This is a genomic window from Exiguobacterium sp. s91, assembly GCF_018618915.1.
GTDB lineage: Bacteria > Bacillota > Bacilli > Exiguobacteriales > Exiguobacteriaceae > Exiguobacterium_A > Exiguobacterium_A abrahamii.
In genome coordinates, this window is sequence record NZ_JACSMZ010000001.1 from 212208 (window position 1) to 234680 (window position 22473).

22 protein-coding genes are annotated in these 22473 nt (G+C 50.9%); 18 read left to right on the plus strand and 4 right to left on the minus strand.

Annotated features, from left to right (window positions below):
* Nucleotides 1-29: 29 nt before the first annotated feature.
* The 3 genes from KNQ06_RS01065 to KNQ06_RS01075 all read left to right on the plus strand — a co-directional run bounded on the left by KNQ06_RS01065 (nt 30) and on the right by KNQ06_RS01075 (nt 2418).
* On the plus strand, nt 30-1235 hold the full coding sequence (locus KNQ06_RS01065) for a hypothetical protein (RefSeq protein WP_215147123.1): 1206 nt from the start codon (nt 30-32) through the stop codon (nt 1233-1235).
* Complete coding sequence (locus KNQ06_RS01070; RefSeq protein ID WP_244290062.1) at nt 1228-1965, plus strand: class I SAM-dependent methyltransferase; 738 nt, start codon at nt 1228-1230, stop codon at nt 1963-1965. Before KNQ06_RS01065 ends, KNQ06_RS01070 begins: the two co-directional genes overlap by 8 nt.
* A 141-nt stretch (nt 1966-2106) precedes the next feature.
* Nucleotides 2107-2418, plus strand: a complete 312-nt coding sequence (locus KNQ06_RS01075) for a hypothetical protein (RefSeq protein WP_050678158.1) — start codon at nt 2107-2109, stop codon at nt 2416-2418.
* Between the two features lie 39 nt (nt 2419-2457).
* Here KNQ06_RS01075 and KNQ06_RS01080 read toward each other — a convergent pair whose 3' ends face one another.
* Nucleotides 2458-2877: a helix-turn-helix domain-containing protein gene (locus KNQ06_RS01080; protein WP_064299317.1), complete on the minus strand. Its 420-nt coding sequence runs from the start codon at nt 2875-2877 to the stop codon at nt 2458-2460.
* A 208-nt stretch (nt 2878-3085) separates the two neighbouring features.
* On the opposite strand from KNQ06_RS01080, the gene KNQ06_RS01085 reads away from it, so the two are divergent.
* Together KNQ06_RS01085 and KNQ06_RS01090 are read left to right on the plus strand one after the other, a co-directional pair.
* Nucleotides 3086-3610 (plus strand): VanZ family protein, encoded by a 525-nt coding sequence (locus KNQ06_RS01085; RefSeq protein WP_215147125.1) that lies wholly within the window; start codon nt 3086-3088, stop codon nt 3608-3610.
* A gap of 16 nt (nt 3611-3626) precedes the next feature.
* Nucleotides 3627-4622 carry an ATP-grasp domain-containing protein gene (locus tag KNQ06_RS01090; RefSeq protein WP_215147127.1) on the plus strand — a complete coding sequence of 332 codons (996 nt, stop codon included), beginning with the start codon at nt 3627-3629 and terminating at the stop codon, nt 4620-4622.
* Between the two features lie 64 nt (nt 4623-4686).
* Here KNQ06_RS01090 and KNQ06_RS01095 read toward each other — a convergent pair whose 3' ends face one another.
* Together KNQ06_RS01095 and KNQ06_RS01100 are read right to left on the minus strand one after the other, a co-directional pair.
* On the minus strand, nt 4687-5445 hold the full coding sequence (locus KNQ06_RS01095) for a homing endonuclease associated repeat-containing protein (RefSeq protein ID WP_029342637.1): 759 nt from the start codon (nt 5443-5445) through the stop codon (nt 4687-4689).
* Between the two features lie 28 nt (nt 5446-5473).
* Nucleotides 5474-6742 (minus strand): O-antigen ligase family protein, encoded by a 1269-nt coding sequence (locus KNQ06_RS01100; protein ID WP_215147129.1) that lies wholly within the window; start codon nt 6740-6742, stop codon nt 5474-5476.
* A 338-nt stretch (nt 6743-7080) separates the two neighbouring features.
* Here KNQ06_RS01100 and KNQ06_RS01105 point away from each other — a divergent pair, with 338 nt between their 5' ends.
* Genes KNQ06_RS01105 through KNQ06_RS01165 form a run of 13 tightly spaced genes read left to right on the plus strand, consistent with a single transcriptional unit; the run spans nt 7081 to nt 21524 of the window.
* Nucleotides 7081-7716, plus strand: a complete 636-nt coding sequence (locus KNQ06_RS01105; protein ID WP_251133460.1) for a YveK family protein — start codon at nt 7081-7083, stop codon at nt 7714-7716.
* Between the two features lie 21 nt (nt 7717-7737).
* Entirely contained in the window at nt 7738-9603 is a 1866-nt protein-coding gene (locus tag KNQ06_RS01110; protein WP_215147133.1) for a polysaccharide biosynthesis protein, read from the plus strand.
* 15 nt (nt 9604-9618) lie between these two features.
* Nucleotides 9619-10878, plus strand: a complete 1260-nt coding sequence (locus KNQ06_RS01115) for an oligosaccharide flippase family protein (protein ID WP_023469399.1) — start codon at nt 9619-9621, stop codon at nt 10876-10878.
* Nucleotides 10879-10890: 12 nt separating this feature from the next.
* Complete coding sequence (locus tag KNQ06_RS01120; protein ID WP_215147135.1) at nt 10891-12177, plus strand: glycosyltransferase family 39 protein; 1287 nt, start codon at nt 10891-10893, stop codon at nt 12175-12177.
* A complete protein-coding gene (locus KNQ06_RS01125) occupies nt 12167-13201 on the plus strand; it encodes an NAD-dependent epimerase (protein WP_215147138.1) in 1035 nt (344 codons plus the stop codon). Before KNQ06_RS01120 ends, KNQ06_RS01125 begins: the two co-directional genes overlap by 11 nt.
* Entirely contained in the window at nt 13191-14540 is a 1350-nt protein-coding gene (locus KNQ06_RS01130; protein WP_215147140.1) for a phenylacetate--CoA ligase family protein, read from the plus strand. Before KNQ06_RS01125 ends, KNQ06_RS01130 begins: the two co-directional genes overlap by 11 nt.
* 12 nt (nt 14541-14552) lie before the next feature.
* Nucleotides 14553-15896: a nucleotide sugar dehydrogenase gene (locus KNQ06_RS01135; protein ID WP_251133461.1), complete on the plus strand. Its 1344-nt coding sequence runs from the start codon at nt 14553-14555 to the stop codon at nt 15894-15896.
* The gene (locus KNQ06_RS01140) at nt 15884-16993 is read left to right on the plus strand and encodes a glycosyltransferase family 4 protein (RefSeq protein WP_215147142.1); all 1110 of its coding nucleotides are present in this window, start codon (nt 15884-15886) and stop codon (nt 16991-16993) included. The genes KNQ06_RS01135 and KNQ06_RS01140 overlap by 13 nt, the downstream gene beginning before the upstream one ends.
* 15 nt (nt 16994-17008) lie before the next feature.
* On the plus strand, nt 17009-17629 hold the full coding sequence (locus KNQ06_RS01145) for a sugar transferase (RefSeq protein WP_215147144.1): 621 nt from the start codon (nt 17009-17011) through the stop codon (nt 17627-17629).
* Nucleotides 17610-18683: a lipid II:glycine glycyltransferase FemX gene (locus KNQ06_RS01150; RefSeq protein ID WP_215147146.1), complete on the plus strand. Its 1074-nt coding sequence runs from the start codon at nt 17610-17612 to the stop codon at nt 18681-18683. Before KNQ06_RS01145 ends, KNQ06_RS01150 begins: the two co-directional genes overlap by 20 nt.
* The gene (locus KNQ06_RS01155; protein WP_251133462.1) at nt 18680-19831 is read left to right on the plus strand and encodes an aminotransferase class I/II-fold pyridoxal phosphate-dependent enzyme; all 1152 of its coding nucleotides are present in this window, start codon (nt 18680-18682) and stop codon (nt 19829-19831) included. Before KNQ06_RS01150 ends, KNQ06_RS01155 begins: the two co-directional genes overlap by 4 nt.
* 23 nt (nt 19832-19854) lie before the next feature.
* Complete coding sequence (locus tag KNQ06_RS01160) at nt 19855-20598, plus strand: hypothetical protein (RefSeq protein ID WP_195865496.1); 744 nt, start codon at nt 19855-19857, stop codon at nt 20596-20598.
* A gap of 29 nt (nt 20599-20627) precedes the next feature.
* Complete coding sequence (locus KNQ06_RS01165) at nt 20628-21524, plus strand: LCP family glycopolymer transferase (RefSeq protein ID WP_214858327.1); 897 nt, start codon at nt 20628-20630, stop codon at nt 21522-21524.
* Nucleotides 21525-21811: 287 nt separating this feature from the next.
* Here KNQ06_RS01165 and KNQ06_RS01170 read toward each other — a convergent pair whose 3' ends face one another.
* Nucleotides 21812-22417 carry an AmiS/UreI family transporter gene (locus KNQ06_RS01170; RefSeq protein WP_214729270.1) on the minus strand — a complete coding sequence of 202 codons (606 nt, stop codon included), beginning with the start codon at nt 22415-22417 and terminating at the stop codon, nt 21812-21814.
* Nucleotides 22418-22473: the final 56 nt, after the last annotated feature.

A 22473-nucleotide genomic window follows, 5' to 3' on the forward strand; every position in this document is an offset into this window, starting at 1 on the left:
CAATCATTTGATGAGAAAGGAGAGAGGACATGATCGGATTATCGCTTTTATCGGAACAAGACGGCTGGCTGCAACGTTCTCTACCATCGCTTGATCTGCAAACGTTTTGTGAGACGCACCGTATTTCGCTCGACGCGTTTGATTACGACACACATACGTTCTATGATTTACTCGATTATATGGATTTTCAGGAGTATGAGCATTACGTCTTCGTCCTCCAAGGGGAAGGCGAACGGACGTTACGACTCGTCGCGTATTTGCAACACGAGATGTTGCATGTCCAGTTCCACTTGATTCGTCCAAATGGAGAAGTCTTATTTGGACAACCGGATTTCCTGAATGGTCTCTTCTTACCGCAGGAAGACATGCCTGCTTCTGCATCTGTTCCAGCTGTCCATCATGCGCTCCTCTCATTGATGACAGGTGTGTACCCAGCATCGGTACCACATCATCCGCAACCGTTACGTCATGTCTACATCGAAGACAGCTCATTACTGGAGCAGATTCCGGCAAGCAATTTCCAGGCGATGACGATCAACAGCGTCATCTATTTTGATCACCCGATGCGTCACGATCTACCGATCATCGAACTGATGAGCCGGACACCGATTCTGTTGACGTTTTCCGATCGCCTCTCTCCCTCACTTGATTCGCAACTAACGATCTTGTCACGTGATGCTCTTGCGGAGCGACTAGCGGACTGGCAACGAACGGGACGGATTCAAAACGATCAATCGATGGGGATCCTTGATTATGCGACGTTAAGTGGATTACGTGTCTCGCATCGACTATTCTTCTTTGCGGACGGGATTTACGCTGATCGACAGAAGACGATCCAATTGAGTGCAGACTTATCTGTTGATATTGAATCTTTCCGGGAACAGCAACCTCAACCTGACGCGCTTGCATCACAAACTGAACTGGAGCTGTTTCCTCTACTGTATCAACTGGCAGGAACGTTTCAGGGAACGAGCCGTTTCATCACACCGTACTCTGATATCGAATTGCCTCGGACGTCCGGGCGAATCGGACCGTTGACGTTAATCGGTATTCAAAACGAGGAAGGCTGTTTTGCGTTCGACCGGACGACGTTACGTTTATTTGAGACGAATGAAGCATTTCTCTGGATTCTCGAAGCGGATCAAAAGGAACAGTTCGACGTATTACCGGAGCGACTCGGCGCAGATTATGCAGAAGCGATTCAGCACTACAAGGAGTTGATGTATCATGGGTGATGTCTTATTTGGTCCATTCTTGCGTAAAGGGAGCTACTCACGCGTCCAGGTACTGAATCATGTTCAGGCAGATGAACGATTCGGTCAACTGTATCAGGAAGCGCAACAGTTAAATGAAGTCGATGAGCTGATGCTGTATCGGCGTTATTTACGAAAAGGCGAGCGAATCCTGTTTCATGGAACGTTTGATCCAGCGCTCTTTAATCTTTTGTCGGATGAAGGATACGATCTTTATCTGATCGAACCGGAAGCTGCACGGACGAAACAGATTGCGGAGAAGTATCAACATAAGATTTACGGCTGGAGTCATGACGTGACGGACGTCGTCGGTCCGGAGTACTTTGATCGAATCATCTTACCGGGAACGACGATTTTACGTTATACGCGCGGAGAGCTTTTGTTGTTCTTTCGAAACATCCGTCAATTGCTGCGACCAAGTGGACGCTTGCTCGTGTCCTTGTATCGTGTCGATCATCTAAAATCGATCGCTCATCCGATCGCGACGCGACGTTTTCAAAAAACTTTGCTGTTCTATGGCTATCAAGTCGACGGTGAACGTTTATTGTTCAACGCCTATCTCAAATCGGGGAATGAGGAAAAAATCAGTTATGCGGTCGAATATTTGTATGAACCGAACACGCTGTTTGAATTTGCGACGCTATCGCGCTATCGTGGACAATTTTTGTACGAAGGAAAGACGACACTCGTGCTGGAGTTCGAAAAACAATAAGTATAAAATATAATGTGATAATAAAAAGAAAAATATATGTAATATACTGGTTTGAATAGGTCTAAAGACTGGGTAATTGGATACAGTAGTTTCCTTTTCACGATTCGAAGTACATCATGAGAAAGAGGAGCCGGACGTATCATGGAAAATCAGAGCGGAAGTACTTTTCAGCAAAGTTGTCTATCGTTCATTGAGACCTTGTTTCCAGACGAATCTTTTCACTTCTTAGAAGAATCGAAAGCAACGGACGCCTTTGGTCATCCCGGTCGACAATTGTTCTTCTCTTCATCTGCCCGTACTCTGAAATTCAGTGTACTCGCGCAGGCGCACCAGCGCTACACACGTGTATTCGTATCCGAGAAAACAAGTGAAAATGCGTTTTTTCGTCAACTATTAGAAGCGACATATGAAGAGGGACAATTGTACATCGACCATATCGTCCAAACAGAATAAGAAAAAGGGATCAAAATCAGCAGATTTTGATTCCTTTTTTTACGCCTCGATGGAGGAAAGTCCGCGTTTTAATGCCTGATCAATCGACGTTGCCATCTCGTCTCGGACGTCTGCTGAGACGAGGCGTCCATCGAAATAAATTTCCTTTGACAGACTGAGGTGAACGAGTAAGTCCTCGAGAATGAGCTTCAGATCAAGCGGTTGTGATGGTTCAAGCGCTTGTTGCATGAATTCATTCAACGAAGGATGCTGTACATACTTCGGATCGATGAGATCAATGACCGTCGTGTCTAAAGCAAGAGCTAATCGTTCTAGGACTTGAGGAGAGGGCATGCGCTGACCACGTTCGTAAGCGGAGATGTCCGTTGCTGTTTCCCCACACCGTTCAGCTAAAAACTTTTGAGTATACTTGTGTTGTTTGCGCAATTGCATGATTTTTTTACCTAGTGCACGATTCATGGCACTCCACTCCTATTCTTCAGGTCATCGTGTATAGTACTAATTAACCACTTTCATTATAAAAGAAACCTGTGAAATGTAAAATATCGTTTTTCAAGGAAACTAAAAAAATGAAATGGGTTAAACTAGAAATTGAATTTTAGAAAGAATCCGCTAATTTTCTGGGGTCTATGCTATTGTAAAATGATATTAAAAAAGGAGTGTCTTCATGAAAAAAATCACGTGGTCCGGCTACGTCGTCCTTGCCGTTCTATTGATCCTCTTCATCTCAAGTTCGATGCCGTATCAAGCGCAATCCATCAAACCAGGGTTATCGCGATTCATTCCGTTAGGATTCGTCGATCATCTGCGTTTCATCTCCTTTTCCTATCATGGGGAAGTCAGTGTCGCTGCCCTTGGACGGAGTGGCTTCATTGAGTTTTTCATCCGTAAAGCGGCCCATGTCTCGACTTTTCTCGTATTAGGGATCGGATTGATCGATTTGACACGTCGTCGTCTGACACCAGGACTTGCCGTCTTGTTCGCCTATTCGTTAGCAATCATGGTCGCTGTCTTTGATGAGTTCCATCAAATCTTGACAGGAGACCGGACGGGACTCATCCAAGATGTCTTACTCGATGGAACCGGCGCATTGATTGGAATCGGATGTTATGTACTCATCTATAGGAAAAAAGTACGACGCCAAGCAGGAAGTATTTCCTTCCAGCACGAAAAGAACAGGCATCACTTTTAACGAAGGAGACTGCCTTATGAAGACTTCCCATTTGTTGATGACGAGCGTCGGTCGCCGGACGAAGCTAGTCGAGTATTTCGTCCGTGAGATGCCGGACGGTCACGTCAGTACTGCGGATTGTAGTTCACTCGCACCGGGTCTCTATATGACAGAACGCCATCATCTCGTTCCCTGCATTGATGCACCGGATTATATCGATCATTTGCTAGAGTTGTGTCAGCGCGAACAGGTGACGGCGCTCTTGTCATTGATTGATCCTGAACTGGAATTGCTCGCAGCGGCGGCGGAACGGTTTGAAGCCATCGGTGTCACGGTCCTCGTCTCACCGATGGATGCCTGTCGTCTCTGTTTCGACAAGTACGCAATGTATACGTATTGTGTCGCGGAAGGGATTGCGCATGCGCGGACATATGTGACGCTCGAAGCATTCCGGAGCGCACTTGCGCAAGGGGAGGTCCAGTTCCCGGTCTTCGTCAAACCACGCAATGGGAGTGCCAGTCTCCATGTCCAGGCGGTCTCCTCTCTTGAAGTCGTTGAAGGACTGTTTGCTGTTCATCCGGATTTATTGATTCAAGAATACTTAAGAGGGCAGGAGCTCGGTGTTGACGTCTATGTCGACTGGTTGACGCATGAAGTGACGGATATCTTCATTAAGGAGAAACTCGTCATGCGTGCAGGGGAAACGGATAAGAGTCGCTCCATCAAACGCGACGATGTCTTTGAACTGGTCGAGCACGTTTTACATGGAACCGGTCTTGTCGGTCCGCTTGATTTCGACCTGTTTGATGTTGACGGAACGCTCTACTTATCAGAGATCAATCCGCGATTCGGTGGGGGATATCCACATGCTTATGAATGCGGCGTCAATTTTCCGAAAGCGATCCGAAACAATCTGCAGGGACAACGTAATTCCCGACGCATCGGAGCTTATGCGGAAGACATCTATTTATTGAAACACGACACGGTGACGCTGTTGCCTGCGTCTCTGCTTGAGCAAATTAAAAAACCATAAGCGCGCGAAAAAGGAGTGACCTGGTAGTGATACCGGGTCACTCCTTTTAGGTAGAAGAGCAGAATCAAGAAAGAGAGACGCGTGCACGCTTGAGGCATTGCACGGCGGAGGTCCAGCTACCGAAGAGGGCGTTGATCGTCGAGGTACTCGGAACCGAGCGACCTTCTGCCCATTTCCGGTAATGAATGATACTGAGGGAAGGTAATTCTTCTTGCGCCTGCCGCAGTGCTTCAAGGACATCTTCTTCGACCCATTTCCGGCGAGGCGGTGCGATGTCGAGGCAAGCGAGGGCATCTGCCCATGAACCGTATTTACGGGCAATCGTCGCGACTGTCGGATGTCCATTTTCCTGTGCCCAAATGGCATACGTCTGTGTCGTCAGACGGGGGAGGACATCGGAAGCTTCGAGTAAGGCTGTGATGATGCGCTCTTCCGTCATCGAGATGGAACGTGTCATCTCGATCTGTGCTTCTTCGAGCGCACGTGACCAAGAACCGAAACGTAAGTTGATCAATGTCAAGGATGGTCCATGTTTCGCCTTTGCCCATTCCCGGTAGCTGTTGCTATGGAAAGGGTGTAAGCGTGTCGATGCTTCCTTGATGAAAGCAAGGATTTCTTCATCTGAAAAGTACGGACGAATCGATGAGAGACCGGCCGCTTGGAGTGCTTCACGCCAAGAGCCGAATACATTGATGATCGTCGTGATCGACGGAATATCTTTTCCAATCGACCAACGTGCATACGTCTTTGCGTCGAGAGCGGGATATTCGATACTAGCTTCGATTAGGCTATCGATGACTTGTTGTTCTGTCCATTTCTTCATGATGTCATACCCCTTTCGTGTAGGTGCTCTAGGTGTGGGTACTGTCGTGAGGTGGAAGTCGACGAAGCGACGTATAAGCGAGAAGGCTGAGCCAAATGAAATAAAATCCACTCGGTCTGACGAGAATGCTTTCCGTGAATTGAAGTAGTCCGAGCCAGCCAGTAAGCAACAGAGCGAGAAACGTGAGATCCGTCGTCTGAATCCGAAACAGTCGATAGAACAGATACAGAAAGACTGCACCGTACAGCAAACAACCGATCAGTCCGAATTCATAAAGATAAGTGATCGGTGTGCTGTGGAACGTATAGAGAACTTGTTCGTTCAGTTGTTCCTGCAGGCCGCGTGGGGCACTTCCGATCCCGTGTCCGAACCAAAGCGAATCAGTGGAAGCGCGCCATCCTGCTTGCCAAAGCGTAAATCGTCCGTTGAGACTGAGCAAACGGGGAAGCAGTCCTTGAAACGCAAAGACAGCTAGGAGAATCAAGCTTCCCGTTACGTAACATGCTGTCACCTGCATCCTGCGTCTCGTTCCTTCAACCATTCGAATACTCGTCAAGAGAGCAAGGAGGAGAAAAGAATAGATTCCTGTCTGCGAACCACTTCGAAGTAGGGCGATGGTGATGAGAAGGAGGAGAACAGCATGTAGAAAGCTTTGCCGACGTGGGAACTGTTTGAGTAGATAGAACCAAGCAAACAGTCCGCCTGGAACAAGCCACGCTGCAAACGTATTCGGATTGTTCATCAGACCAGCGAGGCGAAGGAATGAGCCTTGTTCCCCGACGTACAATTGTGGAAACGATAAGGGACCGATCCGAAGCCATTGCAGGTTTTCGACCGGAACATACTCTGAACCAAATGAGACGATGAGAGCATAGGAAGCGAGAAAGACGGCTTGTCCATAAAGAAAGTGACACAAAAGCCGTTGCCATTGTTCGATCGATGTACGCGAGAGCGAAGAGACGATGCCAACGAATAGCCAAGTCGAGATGAGGTAAAGCGAAGCGAGAACACGATCCGTATTCGCGTTAAAAAAGAAAAAAATGATATGAAATGTCAGATAAATCAGAAAAATGATTACAACTTGATGCCCAGTCGCTCGATTGGCACGATAGAACGGTCGTAAGATGAACCAACAGACGCTGAACAGAACGATATAGATGGGAAGCAACCAAAGAGACCACTGTTTCGGCAACACTTCGTCCGTAAACGATAAGGGACGAATCCAAGCATCGAGCATGATCCAAACGACTAGGATGGATAAGGCAAACGATGTGGGTATATTGGCTGATTTTAACATGATTTCTAAAGACTATCCACCCTTCATATAGGACTTATTACCGATTTAAGCACTTTTTAATCATCAAATTGGTATTTACCCTTATCTTTCAAAACATCATGCAGATAAATGAAAAAATATTAAGGAAACCGTGATCATTTTTTCGTGAATCGCGTCTTTTTCGTGATATGAATTCATGCTGTGAACTAGTGTCACGCAAGCGAGATAGCTACCGAAAAAAATATAATCATTTCCACCAAGCTCTAATTGTTTTAGGAACCGATTGGAAATAAGGTGTAGACATAACCAATGTCCATCCATTCGGTCAAGTCAGAAAGAGGTGAACAACAGTGAGCTCGATGCATCAAAGAAAAACCTTCGGAGATCATTTGACGACACTCCGACGCGGCTGGTGGTTACTCGCACTCTTCATGATTCTCTTTGCGGGAGCCGGATATGCGCTTAGCACGTATGTCATCCCGAAGACATACGAGGCGACAGCCTACATCCTCGTCGTTCCTCAATCGAACGCAGAGGCGACATCGACGCCGACACTCGTCAGTACCTATCAAGATATCCTACGAAGCCCAGAGGTCGTCGATCAGGTCGCCCAAAAGATGAACGTCACCGACAAGCGGTTATTCGATTTGACGGATCGTCTGACGGTCTCGAGCAATCTCGATTCGCAAGTCATCGCCTTATCCGTCAAGGATCGTTCAGCGGAGCAGGCAGCCATCCAGGCGAATACGATGACGGAAGTCTTCCAGGATTACCTCCCGCAACTGATCAACACGAGTAAGACGGAAGTGTTCTCGAGCGCACGGATTCCAACGAAACCCGTGTCACCGAACATTCTGATGAATACAGGCATCGGTGGCGTCCTTGGTCTGATGCTCGGACTCTTGATCGTTTATTCTCGCTCGTTAAGCAAAAAGGAAGCGACACGCGAATCCACTGATAGTTATCCGAAAGCGATTCCCCGCAGTCATTCATGAGAGAGGAGAGGAGACACCGTCATGCAGCATTCCCCGCTCACCCCGTACCGTCGGCAGTTGAAGATCGGACTCCTTCGCCTGATCGACGCCGGAATCATCGCACTCGCGACTGTCGTTACGTTCTACTTCTTTAATCCGCTCCATCTCACCGTCAACTTCGAGTTGCAGGACGCACTCGAAATCGCTCTCATCCAGTGGGTCGCCCTTACGTTCGTTGCACACTGGATGCGCTTCTATCAAATCATCTGGCGTTACGCGAGTCTTCGTGATCTCGCCGTTCTCCTCGTCGTCGTTCTCGCCAGCAGTTTCGTCTTACTTGGTCTTGAATACGCGTTGTTCGACTTCGCGGTCGAACGAGCGATCTTCTTGCAGACCGGTCTCGTCTTGAACGGTATCTTATTCGTCCGTCTGTTGATTCGTGGACGTAGCTTAAGACTCGTTCCTGACAATAAGATGCTCGGCAAACGAACACTCATTATCGGTGCCGGTGCTTCCGGTCAGATGATCACAAAAGAACTGAAGCAAAAGAAGTCGCACATCTTAAACGTCGTCGGCTTACTTGATGATTCGCTTGAACTACGCGGGATGCGGATTCACGGTGTTCCCGTCATTGGAGCAATCGACCAACTCGAATGCATCATCGAGGAACAAAAAATTGAAGCGGTCGTCCTGGCAATCCCATCGTTACCTTATCCGCAGCGGGTTGAATTGCTGAACCGGATCAAACAAACCCAAGTCGAAGCGCATACGTTACCGATGCTCGTCGAACTGGCGTCCGGAAAGGTCTCGATCAAACAAATCCGTGAAGTCTCAATCGCCGATTTACTCGGTCGAGAACCGGTCGAACTCGATATTACGGAAATCGAACGAAGCGTTCATAGTGCGACCGTCCTCGTCACCGGTGCTGGTGGTTCGATTGGTTCCGAGATTTGCAGGCAACTGATTCGCTTCCGTCCTGAACGGCTCATCCTTCTCGGACACGGCGAAAACAGCATCTACCTGATCCGCCGGGAGCTCGAGTGTCTCAGTCGAGACATCCAGTTCGAATCCGTCATCGCCGATGTTCAGGACAGTGACCGGATGCTTGAAGTCATGCGACGGTTCGAACCAGATCTCGTCTATCACGCGGCAGCCCACAAGCACGTACCGCTGATGGAGGATAACCCAAGCGAAGCCGTCAAGAACAACATCTATGGAACACGCAACGTCGCTCGAGCGGCGGAAGCAGCCGGTGTCAAACGCTTCGTCATGATTTCGACCGATAAGGCCGTCAATCCGACGAGTGTGATGGGGGCGACGAAACGAATCGCCGAGATGGTCATCCAGCAGATGGCGCGTAACAGCGAGACGACGTTCGCTGTCGTCCGATTCGGTAACGTCCTCGGGAGCCGCGGTTCCGTTATTCCACTCTTCAAAGAACAAATCGCGAAAGGAGGACCGATTACGATCACCGATCCCCGGATGACACGTTACTTCATGACGATCCCGGAAGCGAGTCGTCTCGTCATCCAAGCGAGTGTCCTCGCGAAAGGTGGCGAAGTGTTCGTCCTCGATATGGGTGAACCGGTCCACATCACGACACTAGCGAAGAACTTGATTCACTTGAGTGGATTCACGGAAGAGCAGATCCCAATCGTCTACAGCGGCATTCGAAAAGGCGAGAAACTCTTCGAGGAACTGCTCGCTCGCGATGAAGTGCATGACGAACTCGTCTTCGACAAGATTCTTGTCGGTAAGACACGTCCCTTCGGATCCGTCGACCCGTACTTGCGTGAGATCGCCCAAGCACTCGGACAGGACGAGGTACTCCGCCAGTATTTGTTAGACGTCACGAACGAAACCGATGCCGACCCGGTCGCACCGACGATACGGATCGCTCGCAAATAGAGAGGAGGGAGAACGATGAAAACGGCCCGGCTGTCCCGCTTCAATCTCATCTTCATTGCCGATACGGCGTATTCGCTTCATCAATGGATGATTTTGACGCTCCTGATCAAATGGAGTACACCGCTCAACATCGGTTATTTCAACTACGCCCTTGCCATCACCGCACCGATCGTCATGTTCTGTTGGCTGAACGCCAGTACGATCCTGACGGCAGAACGGGCTGGTCTGACGAACTTTTGGCTCTTCATCAAGACTCGTTTTTCACTCCTCTCGGCAGGTGTGTTCGTCCTCCTTGGTGTCTATTATTTCTTCGGTGAAGCGGACATCTTACTCCTGACACTGCTCGTCTACCTCAATAAATACATGGAGTCATTCGCTGATCTCGCTTATGGTTTCTTGCAAGGACACACTGCCTTCAAGGAAGTCGCCGTCTCGAAAATCTTCCGGAGTCTCTTGAACGTCTCGGGCGCAGCACTCGTCCTCTTTACGACCCATTCGATTCATGGATTCGTACTCGCCTTGATCGCCGGAAACTTGATCATGCTACTCGCATACGACTTACCGACGATTCGCCGCGTCGGTCGCGGCTTTGACAATCAAGCACTCGACTTACGGTACCGATCAGGTAAGGAGCTGTTCCTTAAGGCGATGCCACTCGGATTCGTCGCTCTCCTGATCGCCTTGAACGCAAACATCCCACGATTGTTCGTCGGTCACGCAATCGGAACGGAAGAGCTCGGTTATTACGCCAGCATCGCCTATCTACTCGTACTTGGTAGTCTGTTCATCCACTCCTTGATTGCCGTCTTGCTACCGAACTTCTCGTCTGAGACGGGTGAACGCCAAAGTTTACCGGAACTGCGCAAGCTGACTCGTTCGATGTTACTGATGACGAACGTCGTCGGGATCCTGTTGATCATCGGAGCAATCTTCTTTGGTAAGTGGGGCTTGACGATTTTCTACAACGCATCGTTCGTTCAATATCATCTGATTTTCGTCTTGATGATGGTCGCCTCACTCTTTTTCTACAACTCGACCGTCATTCAAGCACTCTTGACCGGCTTCCAGCAGTTCCGGATCCAGACGATCTCGATCTTCGGCAGTGTCGTCGTCAACCTGATCGCCTGTAGCCTGTTGATTCCGCTGTATGGTCTATACGGTGCGACGATCGCTTACACCCTCTGCGCTGTCACTCAGATCGTCCTATTGTTACCGGCACTGTATCGGTCCTTATATCCACGGGACGTCACGCTCGTCGTCGAACAAAGCAGCTAAGGAGGGAAGAAGATGCGACCAATCCTACTACTCATCGTCATCGAAGCGCTTGCTTGTCAATTCGCCCGGTCGCTCTTCCCGGACACCTACGTGACCGCCTTGCTGCTCATCAACTCGTTGTTGTTTCTCTATTATCTACTCCGTCAAGCAAAGACGACGCCACTCTTTCTCGTTTTCATCACAGCTTTCTTCGTCCGATTGGTCCTGATGTTCATCGATCTCGAGCTGTTCCGCTTACCGCCACACAGTGGTGACGACACGGAAGCCTTTCATCTCGAAGGTGTCCAAATCTTCACCGATCCGTCGACCTTCAATGATGTCGTTCGCGGCACCTATTCCAAGTTTCTCGGAATCTTCTACCTGATGTTTGGTCCGGAACGGATTCTCGCTCAGTTCTTGAACGTCATCCTCGGTGTCGTCGCTGTCGTCATCCTAGCGAAGACGCTGCAACGGTTACGCTTACCGGAACGCTACGTGTTCGCAGCAACACTGATCTTCGCGTTCTTCCCACAAGGATTGCTGCTCTCACCGATTCTCCTGCGTGACCAAATCGTCGCCCTAGGCATCGTCTATACACTCTATTACATGGTGCGCTGGACGGAAGAGAAGTCCGGATGGTATATGACGCTCGCGTATCTCGGCTACTTCGTCAGTACGATGTTCCACTCCGGTCTTGCTGTCGGGATCATCGTCTTACTCGTCTACTTCTCGTTTTACAGTCATGAGACACGACGAATGGACTTTGAACCGACGAAGGTGCAGCGACTGATCTTTCAAGTACTAGTCGTCGGCTTCATCGTCTACAGCTTCCAGGACGTCTTGTTTGCGAAGTTCACCCACGTCTCAGAAAACGGACAGTTGTTCAGCGGGATGAGTTACGACCGTGGCGGCTCCGCTTATCTGAACGGATTGACGGTGACGGGTCCAGGTGACATGATTCTCTACTCACCGATTCGGACGATCTACTTCCTGTTCTCACCGTTCCCTTGGCAATGGTCGAGCATCATGAACATTCTGATTTTCTTCCTTGATGCCGTCTTCTACTTCATCGCCTGTTTTGCGATCGTCCGGTCCTTTAAACTGATCCGTCAGCATCCGTTCGGCAGCGTCCTCTTCTTCTTTTTCCTTCTCTTTGCGCTTAACGCGGTCATCTTCGGTCTAGGAACCGGCAATGTCGGAACGGCCATCCGACACCGGTATAAGTTGTTCCCGATGTTACTCATCGTCTACACATCCGTTCACTACATGCGCTGGCAAGCGCGCCACTACTTCGAGGAGGTCGAACACCGTGCCGAATAAAACGATCTTAATTACAGGTATCGCAGGCTTCATTGGATTTCACGCCGCACGTCGTTTCATCCGGGAGGGTTACCGGGTCATCGGACTCGATGAAGTGAACGACTATTACGACCCGACGCTAAAAGAAGCCCGGCTCGCTGAACTTGGAACGAACTACACGTTTTACCGGGTCTCACTCGAAGAGACGGCAGCCGTCGCGCAGGTTTTCGAACAGGAATCGATCGATCTCGTTCTCCACCTGGCAGCACAAGCAGGGGTACGGTACAGCATCGATCGACCGGACGTCTACATGACGTCAAACATCGTCGGCTTTCTCTCGATTCTAGAGGCGTGTCGGCATTACCCAGTCGAACAATTGATTTACGCTTCCTCCAGTTCCGTCTACGGATCGAATACGAAGATGCCGTTCGCGACGACGGATGCCGTCGATCATCCGCTAAGTCTTTACGCCGCTTCGAAAAAAGCGAACGAACTGATGGCTCACACTTACAGCAGTCTCTACGGGATCAAGACGACAGGTCTTCGCTTCTTCAGCGTCTACGGTCCTTGGGGACGCCCGGATATGGCACTGTTCAAGTTCACGGAGGCGATTGCGAAGGGCGAACCGATCGATCTCTACAACTACGGCGAGATGGGACGGGACTTCACTTACGTCGACGATATCATCGAAAGCATCTATCGCCTGTTCCAGACCGAACCGGAAGTCGACGAAGCGTTCGATGCCTCGAATCCCTTACCGGATCGTAGCAACGTCCCGTACCGCGTCTACAACATCGGCAGTCACAGCCCGATTCGACTGAACGAATTTGTTGCCTTGATTGAACGGCGACTCGGCAAGACAGCAATTAAAAATGGCATGCCACTTCAACCAGGCGACGTTCCAGAAAGCTTTGCTGACGTCTCCTCACTGTTCGAGACGATCGGCTACCGTCCACAGACGACGGTCGAAGCCGGTGTCAACGCATTCATCGACTGGTATGAGAGTCACTACTTGCTGAAGGAGGAAATCCAAGATGGCGCTTAAGGAGGAATTCTACTACCGCTCTCCGATCTTCATCCAAAATTGGCTGACATCGTTATATGGTCGCAAGTTAATGCAAGAACGATACGGTCCCTTCTATGAACAGAAGATGAAGGAACTTCGGATGAAGGATCGGACGCAGGATTATAAAGCGGAACAACTCGATCGCCTGAATGCCTTTCTCGCTTTTGTCGTGACGCATACACCATACTACACGCAACTCTTTCACGAACATGACATCCAGTTACCGTTGACGTCACTCGAACAGTTGAAGACAATCCCGATCCTTGAAAAAGAGACGCTCCGCCAAAATAACGATGCATTCATGTCCCGCGTCGATGCGCCGGTCCGAGGGCGAACGGGCGGAACGAGCGGAAAGTCGCTCCAAGTCGCATTCATGCGCGAGGACGTTCAAGAACGGATGGCGCATCTCGACTACTTCAAGGAACGTCACGGTTTTCATGCCGGGATGCGGCGGGCGAGCTTCACCGGTCGGACACTGACAGCCGTCGATCAAAAGAAACCGATCTTCTGGCGGATGAACCGACCACTCAATCAGTTATTGCTTTCAATCTTTCACATGAAGGAAGAGAACTTTCCCGCTTATATCGAGGAGCTGAATCGCTTCCAGCCACGAGCGCTCGATGGCACACCGACGGCGATGGTCGAAATCGCCCGCTATATGCTGAAGCATCACATTCGACTGGAGAGTCCGCTGATTGCCATCTTCCCAACATCGGAAACGGTGACGGAGGAGATGCGCTCAATCCTTGAGGAAGCGTTCGGCGTTCCAGTTTTCGATCAATACGGTTCCTCAGAAGGCGCACCGATCATCTCAGAGTGCAGTCATCGAAAACTACATCTCCATCACGAGACGGGCATCATCGAACCGTATGGAGAGGATGGCGAGGTCGTCGTCACGTGTTTTACGACACGCGGGACACCGCTGATTCGTTACCGGATCGGTGACCGGATGACGCTCAGTGACGAGACATGTAGCTGCGGCTTAAACGGACCGGTCATCGCTTCGATCGATGGACGGGGAACGAGTTATATCGTCAGCGAGAAGCGGGGCAAGGTGTTCGAAGGAGACATTACGACGATTGCCCGGGAACTACCGAATTCGGTCTTACGACTCCAAGTCGAGCAGCACGCGCTGAATCACGTGACACTTCGCTATATTCCAGATACGAAACGTTTCCATCCGAAACACGAACAGATTCTTTTAAACGAGATGCGCAAGCTACTCGGCTCCGAGATGAAGATCGTCCTCGAGCCGGTCGAACAGGTCAAACAAGAACCAAACGGAAAAACATTGATCGTCAAACAGTCGATGAAATAGGAGGAACCCACCATGAACAAGGCAGTCAAACACATCGTAGATACGACAGCAGCCCAATCCGGTGCACTTCCCATTGCCAACCGTTCGATTGCCGTCGTCGGACTCGGATACGTCGGACTTCCCGTCGCCGTCGCGTTTGGTGAAAAGACAGGCGTGATCGGCTTTGACATCAAGGAACAACGAATCCAAGAACTGCAAGAAGGCATCGATGCAACACTCGAACTGAGTCCGTTTACGCTGAAGAATGCAACCGTCGACTACGTCTCGGATCCTTCTGCTCTTCAAGCAAGTGACTTCATCATCATCGCCGTTCCAACACCGATCAATGCGCAGAATCAACCGGACTTAACACCACTCTTACGAGCCTCACATCTCGTCGGTCGCCAGCTCAACAAAGGCGACATCGTCGTCTACGAGTCGACGGTCTACCCAGGGGCGACGGAGGAAGATTGTATCCCGGTTCTTGAAGAAGCATCCGGCTTACGCGCTGGCGTCGACTTCTTCGTCGGCTACTCACCAGAGCGGATCAATCCGGGCGACCACGAGCACACGTTCAAGACAATCAAAAAAATCGTCTCGGCCCAGGATGAACAAACACTCGACATCGTCGCAGAAGTCTACGAAGCCGTCGTCGAAGCCGGTGTCCACCGTGCTTCATCGATCAAGGTCGCAGAAGCCGCAAAAATCATCGAGAACACACAACGTGATCTCAATATTGCCTTGATGAACGAACTAGCAATCATCTTTGACCGGATGGACATCGATACGCTCGAAGTCCTCGAAGCCGCCGGTACGAAATGGAACTTCCTTCCGTTCCGTCCAGGTCTCGTCGGTGGTCACTGTATCGGCGTCGATCCATTCTATCTGACGATGAAAGCTGAGTCACTCGGCTATCATCCGGAAGTCATCCTTGCCGGACGCCGGATCAACGATACGATGGGGCGCTTCATCGCAACAGCGCTCGTCAAGAACTTGATTAAACAAAACATGCCGGTCCTCGGTGCTCGCGTCACGATCCTTGGCTTATCGTTCAAGGAGAACGTCAGCGATATCCGGAACTCGAAAGTCGCGAACCTCGTCCGCGAAATCGAAGAGTTCGGCATCGACGTCCAGGTGACGGATCGACTCGTCGAAAAGAGTGAAGCGAAACGTGAGTACGGCATCGACTTGCTCGAAATGAGCGAACTCAAACCGGCGGACGTCGTCATCTTCGCTGTCTCACACGAAGAATACGTCGAAGGCGGTTGGAATCTAGCACAACATCTGCTCAAAGTCGGACGCGGCATCGTCGTCGACATCAAAGGGATGTTGCCACGGTCAGAACAGCCAGAGGGGGTCCACGTATGGCGCCTCTAAAAATCCTTCAAGTCTGTGCTCTCGATACGACGGCAGAGACGATGTTGCAGCCGCTCTTACTCGCTTTACAAAACGCTGGGCACGATGTCGGCATCGCTTGTGCCGACACCGGTGCTTCGGCAAAACTGGCAGCGAAAGGCTTTCGGATGCACGACATTCCGATTGAGCGCCGGATTGACTGGACGAGTAACTGGCGGACGATCCGCGAAATCACGCGAATCTTGAAGGAGGACGGCTACGACGCCGTCCATGTCCACACACCAGTCGCCGCCGCCCTCGGACGCGTCGCCGCGAAGCGGGCCGGAACGAAGCATATCGTCTATACGGCACACGGCTTTTACTTTCACGAGAAGATGGGGCGGGTGACGTACCAGCTGACGTATTCCGTTGAAAAGTGGCTAGCACGTCTCGCAACCGATTATCTGCTCCTCCAAAGCGAGGAAGATTATCAACTCGCCCAGCGCAAACGCTTCAAAGCGAATACGCGTCTAATGCACCTTGGAAATGGGATCGACTTAACGCGCTTCTATCCACGCCCGCGTGAAGCAGGCGCGCCGTTTACGTTCTTGTTCATCGGTCGGATCGTCGAAGAAAAGGGGATTCTCGAACTGCTCGATGCGTTCGAGGATGTCGTCTATCGCCATCCGGAAGCCCGTCTCGTCATTGCCGGTGAGATGATGGCAAGCGAGCGCGATCAGACGACGAAGCATCTCTTCTTACGACGGATTCGTGAGATTCCGAATGTCGATTACCTCGGATTCGTCGAAGATGTACCGAGCTTGTTCCAACAAGTCGATGCCTTCGTCTTACCGTCGCATCGCGAAGGCGTTCCACGATCAATCATTGAAGCGATGGCGAGCGCAAAGCCCGTCATTGCGACAAACATCCGCGGCTGCCGTGAAGAGGTCGTCGAGGGGAAAACGGGATATCTCGTCGAAGTCCGCGACATCGCGAAGCTCGCCAAACGGATGAACACGCTTGTCGAACACCCGGACCGTGCCAACGAGATGGGGCGGAACGGATTTGACCGTGCCATGAAACATTTCAACGAAGCCGACGTCATCAAACGACAACTTGATCTCTTTTCAGCTATGTAAAAGGAGGACGTCATCATGAAACGCCTATTCGACTTCACGGTTAGTCTTATCTCCATCCTCATTCTACTTCCTGTTTATGCCGTCGTCGCTTTAGTCATTTACACGAAGCTCGGACGACCGATCTTCTTCAATCAAGTCCGCCCTGGCTATAAGGGCGAACTGTTCAAAATCTATAAATTCCGCACGATGACGAATGAAACGGATGCCGAGGGGAATCTCCTTCCGGATGCGGACCGGATTCCAGCATCGCTCGAGTGGATCCGTCGCTTAAGCCTTGATGAGATTCCGCAGTTCGTTAATATCCTCCGCGGACAGATGAGTTTCGTCGGACCGCGTCCCTTGCTCGTCAGCTACTTGAACCACTATACGAAGGAGCAGATGACACGTCACGACGTCTTGCCTGGTCTGACAGGCTGGGCACAGATTCACGGTCGCAACGCAACGACGTGGCAACAACGTCTTGAGCAAGATCAATGGTACGCAGCACATCATACGTTCCGACTTGATCTCTACATCTTGTTTAAGACGTTCAAGATGGTCATCTCGTCAGAAGGGAACTCAACAGCTCACCAGACCGGTATGGGTGAGTTCAAGGGTCTCGACGGAGGTGTTCCCCATGATGTCGCTAAGCGATGAACGATTGATTCGGGATCCACGGGAATGGGACGCGCTCGTCGCAACCTATCAACTCGATTGTTATTACGAACATGCTTACTTCGAACTTGCGAAGGAGCACGATGAGATTCCTGAATTATTTTATTATCCGACGGAGTTCGGAACGTTGATCTATCCGTACTTGCGGCGACCGATTCCAGGTACACGCTTTGAGGACATCACGACACCTTACGGCTATGGTGGTCCTTACTTCACAGGCATCTGGTCACTCGATCAGATTCGCGAAGCCCGCGCGCGATTCGAACAATACTGTAGTGAAACCGGAATCGTCACCGAGACGGTTCGTTTCCACCCCTTGCTACACAACCAGGAACTTGGTCAACACTGGTGTCATCAAACGGATATCCTGCAGCCGACCGTGACACTTGAGCTGACGGATCCGTTCGAGACGATTGAAGGTGGATTCTCGCAAATGACACGGCGCAACATCCGGAAGGCACGCCGCGAAGGGGTCACGATTCGTCTCGGACGTCCGGAAGAGTACTCGGACTTCGCCCGTCTCTACCAGATGACGATGGATAAACATCAAGCCGATGCGCGGTATTACTTTGATCAGACCTACTTCGATCACTTCGCCGAAGGACGGATCAAAAATGTCCTGTTGCTTGCCGAACAAGAGGGACGGATCATCGCTGGATGCATCGTCCTGACGGGTCGCCAGTTCGCACATTATCATCTCGGTGCTTCAGATCCTGCTTACTTGTCGCTTCGCCCGAATCACCTCTTATTCGCGGAGATGATTCGCTGGGCAAAACAAGCGGGTCTGCAAGCGTTGCATCTCGGTGGCGGAACGACACGATCCGATGCAGATAGCTTACTCGCCTACAAACGATCCTTTGGTGAAGCGAATCGAACGTTTTTTGGACTCGGTACATCGATTCTTGATTCAACGATTTATGACCGGCTCGTACGACAAATGAAACGACAACATCCGGAAGTCGAGACAGGACAGTGGTTCCCGATCTACCGGACGCCGCTCCGTCAGCTGTCACCTCGAAGGGAGGAAACATCATGAAACACATCCCGCTCTCCATCCCGCACTTAAGTGGTCAAGAAGCACGTTACGTCACGGAAGCACTTGAGACGAACTGGGTCGCACCGCTTGGACCGAACGTCGACGCCTTCGAACGAGAGATGCGCGCCTACACGGGAGCTCGCGCAGCGCTTGCGACGAGCAGTGGTACTGCAGCCATTCACTTGGCACTCGCGACGCTTGGTGTCACAACGGGGGATGATGTCTTCTGTCAGTCCTTGACGTTCATCGCTTCGACGAATCCGATTCGCTACGTTGGTGCCCGTCCTGTCCTGATCGATTCGGAAGAGGAGACGTGGAATATGTCACCCGTCGCACTCCGACGCGGGTTGATCCAGGCGGCAACACGAGGAAAACTTCCGAAAGCCGTCATCGTCGTTCATCTGTACGGCGTTGCAGCGCAAATCGAGGAAATCGCTGCGCTCTGTGAAGAATACGATGTTCCGTTGATCGAAGATGCGGCAGAGTCACTCGGGACACGCGTCAACGGACGGATGACGGGAACGTTCGGGACGTTCGGGATCTATTCCTTCAATGGCAACAAGATCATCACGACGTCAGGCGGCGGAATGCTCGTCGCAAATGATCCAGCCTTGATCGAACGCGCCTTCTATCTTGGAACACAGGCACGGCAACCGGTCCTCCATTACGAGCATACGGAAGTCGGCTATAACTACCGGATGAGCAATGTCGCTGCTGGGATCGGACGCGGACAGCTCGAAGTGATCGATCAACGCGTCGATACACGGCGAAAAATCTTTGATCGTTACGAACGTGCCTTTGCGCCGGACGGCGTCAAGTCGCAAGTCGAGCAGACCGGAACATTCGCCAACCGTTGGCTCAGTGCTTTTCTTTTACCAGGCGGTCAAGTGCAACGCGACGCGATGATCCAGACGCTCCAACAAGCGAATGCCGAGTCCCGTCCGGTCTGGAAGCCGATGCACTTACAGCCCGTCTATCGCGACGTACCATTCGTCACAGCAGAAGGAGATGATATCAGCCGTCGCCTGTTTGAAGACGGAATCTGCCTTCCGTCTGCTTCACAAATGACGTTCACCGAACAAGCCGTCGTCATCCGAAACGTTCGTCACGCCTTGCAGACGACCGTACGCCGGAACGTCCAGTCATGAATATATGGGAAGGGGACATCGTCATGCGCGATATGGAGGAAGCGATCCATGCACTCCGTCTCGCTGCGAACGGGAAAAATGAATTGACGGCCAATACCTATTTCCGCTGGCAATTGAACACCACTCATCCAAGCGTCGCGGAAATCCTGATGCTGTTTGGGTCGTGGCAGATCGCCTTGGAACGAGCTGGCATCGGACATGCCCGCTTGACGTTCACGAAGTCGGAAATCATTGACGCCTTGCGTCAGGCACGGGAGGAACTCGATCCTTTCACGAGCGCGACGTACCGCGAATGGGCGCAACAAAAGCAAGCACCTAGCCTGACGGATATCGTCCATCAATTCAACTCGTGGCAGCAGGCATTGTCAGAAGCGGATATCTTGAAGGAACGCGTCCAGGAAATGGAACAACGGATCATCGAGTCATTACTTGAAGCGCAAGGTGCCTTGCCGGTCTTGACGAGCCAGACCTACACGAAGTGGGCGGCTGGTCAAAATCGTCCGACCGTCGCAACGATTGCCCGCCGGTACGGCTCTTGGTCAAACGCCCTTGAAATCATCGGCATCGAATTCCCGCGGAAACGTTGGCGAGAAGAGGAAGTACTCGACGTACTTGCTGCAGCCGCAAAAGAGACGGAACATCTGACGATCGCAAGTTACCAACGGTTCAGCATCGGTCGTGATGCACCCAGCATCGGTGTCATCACCGCCTTGTTCGGTAGCTGGCGCAATGCGTTGCTCGTACTTGAAGCACAACGACCGTCCTGAATTCAGATCGAAGAAAAGGAGAATGGATGATGAAGAAGTGGAAATGGATCGTATTGACACTGACGGGGATATGCCTGCTCCTTCTCTTCGGTTCAGGCGGATACGTTTATCAAAAAGCGAGTCGGACGATGCAAGAAGTCCAAGTACAGGTCCCCGTCAAAGCGAGCGTCGAGACAGAGAAGGCCGTCGAACAGAAAAAAGGACTCTCGTTTCTCTTACTCGGAGTGGATCAACGAAAAAACGAGACGGGACGCAGTGACACGATCATCGTCGTGACGATTGATCCGAAGACGAATAAGAGCCAGATGATCAGTATCCCACGTGATTTGAAGACCGAAATCATCGGCAATGGATCAAACGATAAGATCAATCATGCCTATGCCTTCGGTGGTCCACAGATGGCACTCGATACGGTCAGTCATCTGCTTGATATCCGACTCGATTATTTCGCAGAAATCAATCTAGACGGATTTACGGATCTCGTTAATGCCGTTGATGGCGTCACCGTCGAGAACGATATCAATTTCTCGTACTATGAGATGCAGTTTCCAAAAGGGGAACTGTCGCTGAACGGGAAGGAAGCACTCGCCTATGCGCGGATGCGCTATGATGATCCACGCGGAGATTTCGGACGACAGATTCGTCAACGGCAAGTCGTTCAGGCGGTCGCTGATAAGATGACGGAGGACTTTTCGATTCGTCGCTTTAATGCCGTCCTGGAAGCACTCGGGAAAAACGTCAAGACGAACGTCCCGTTTTCCGTCACTCGGACCGTTGCGACAGATTACCGAGATGCTTTACGAAATGTCGAGACCTTATCACTCGACGGGAAAGGTGGGATCGAATCGGACGGAATCTACTACTGGCATCCGACAGACAAGTCGTTGAAAGAAGTTCAAGCTCAACTGCAGGAAGCATTAGAATGATGAGAATAACTCAAAAAAACGACATCAGTTCTGATTGATGACGAAACGAACGCTAAAATCATCCTCGCTTTCCTCAGGCGGGAAATCAGCCGCGGCAGATCGCACTACATGCGATTTGCCGGGTCTGATCCATCCCTGACGAAAGTGCTGATGGCACTTTCTTTTCCTGTAGGAGTCGCGGATGATTTTAGCGTTCTGTATTCATCGAATGAAAAAAGGTCCGTTCCCAGAACATGATCGGGAAACGAACCTCTTTTTCATATTAGCAGCTTAGTGTCATGTATCTATCACGACGAGCGAATCGTCCGAAGCATCGAGAATTTCATCATCGTGTAAAGGAAATAGACAACAGTCAGAACAGCAGCGCCGCTCCATAACCACTGGTATGCCGAACTGAAGTAGCCGAATCGAAGCCCGATCAGTGCCGGTACGATCAACGTCAACCAGCTCAAGACGAGGGCAACGCGGGCAGTGATCGCATCAATCGGACGATTCATTCCCATTCCGAGGAAGAACAAGCTCCAGAGCAATGCCCAGAACAACCAGGTCACACCACCGATGATATCATTCGTCGTGAAGCTGACGAACGCATAAAACAATGCGGCAATCGCGACGAACAAGGAAAACCAACCGACCCCGCTCCCGTCGAGATTGAACAAGAACGTGATCCCGACGTAAACGTACGTAAAGGCAAACAGATAGATGCTCGCGTATCCGAACGTCAACGCTGGATCACCAGCGGCACCGATGACGAGATACGTTGCGATGAACGTCTGCAATAAACCGGTGATGAGACTGAAGACACCCGCGCTACGGAGATCGACTTTTCCGAACAAGGTCAAACTATTTAAAAAGAGCGCGACGCCCCCAAATAACAAACTGACATTTCCCACGTAAAACTCTCCTTCATTAAGACGTCAGACGTCTGATTCTAAACTTAACTCTAAGA

Excerpts from the sequence above, each read along its gene's own strand:
- KNQ06_RS01090 (WP_215147127.1), top strand. The coding sequence starts at position 3,627 with ATGAAGACTTCCCATTTGTTGATGACGAGCGTCGGTCGCCGGACGAAG.
- KNQ06_RS01080 (WP_064299317.1), bottom strand. The coding sequence starts at position 2,877 with ATGAATCGTGCACTAGGTAAAAAAATCATGCAATTGCGCAAACAACAC.
- KNQ06_RS01160 (WP_195865496.1), top strand. The coding sequence starts at position 19,855 with ATGCGCGATATGGAGGAAGCGATCCATGCACTCCGTCTCGCTGCGAAC.
- KNQ06_RS01105 (WP_251133460.1), top strand. The coding sequence starts at position 7,081 with ATGCATCAAAGAAAAACCTTCGGAGATCATTTGACGACACTCCGACGC.
- KNQ06_RS01120 (WP_215147135.1), top strand. The coding sequence starts at position 10,891 with ATGCGACCAATCCTACTACTCATCGTCATCGAAGCGCTTGCTTGTCAA.
- KNQ06_RS01140 (WP_215147142.1), top strand. The coding sequence starts at position 15,884 with ATGGCGCCTCTAAAAATCCTTCAAGTCTGTGCTCTCGATACGACGGCA.
- KNQ06_RS01145 (WP_215147144.1), top strand. The coding sequence starts at position 17,009 with ATGAAACGCCTATTCGACTTCACGGTTAGTCTTATCTCCATCCTCATT.
- KNQ06_RS01110 (WP_215147133.1), top strand. The coding sequence starts at position 7,738 with ATGCAGCATTCCCCGCTCACCCCGTACCGTCGGCAGTTGAAGATCGGA.
- KNQ06_RS01155 (WP_251133462.1), top strand. The coding sequence starts at position 18,680 with ATGAAACACATCCCGCTCTCCATCCCGCACTTAAGTGGTCAAGAAGCA.
- KNQ06_RS01135 (WP_251133461.1), top strand. The coding sequence starts at position 14,553 with ATGAACAAGGCAGTCAAACACATCGTAGATACGACAGCAGCCCAATCC.
- KNQ06_RS01130 (WP_215147140.1), top strand. The coding sequence starts at position 13,191 with ATGGCGCTTAAGGAGGAATTCTACTACCGCTCTCCGATCTTCATCCAA.
- KNQ06_RS01100 (WP_215147129.1), bottom strand. The coding sequence starts at position 6,742 with ATGTTAAAATCAGCCAATATACCCACATCGTTTGCCTTATCCATCCTA.
- KNQ06_RS01150 (WP_215147146.1), top strand. The coding sequence starts at position 17,610 with ATGATGTCGCTAAGCGATGAACGATTGATTCGGGATCCACGGGAATGG.
- KNQ06_RS01165 (WP_214858327.1), top strand. The coding sequence starts at position 20,628 with ATGAAGAAGTGGAAATGGATCGTATTGACACTGACGGGGATATGCCTG.
- KNQ06_RS01085 (WP_215147125.1), top strand. The coding sequence starts at position 3,086 with ATGAAAAAAATCACGTGGTCCGGCTACGTCGTCCTTGCCGTTCTATTG.
- KNQ06_RS01065 (WP_215147123.1), top strand. The coding sequence starts at position 30 with ATGATCGGATTATCGCTTTTATCGGAACAAGACGGCTGGCTGCAACGT.
- KNQ06_RS01095 (WP_029342637.1), bottom strand. The coding sequence starts at position 5,445 with ATGAAGAAATGGACAGAACAACAAGTCATCGATAGCCTAATCGAAGCT.
- KNQ06_RS01070 (WP_244290062.1), top strand. The coding sequence starts at position 1,228 with ATGGGTGATGTCTTATTTGGTCCATTCTTGCGTAAAGGGAGCTACTCA.
- KNQ06_RS01075 (WP_050678158.1), top strand. The coding sequence starts at position 2,107 with ATGGAAAATCAGAGCGGAAGTACTTTTCAGCAAAGTTGTCTATCGTTC.
- KNQ06_RS01115 (WP_023469399.1), top strand. The coding sequence starts at position 9,619 with ATGAAAACGGCCCGGCTGTCCCGCTTCAATCTCATCTTCATTGCCGAT.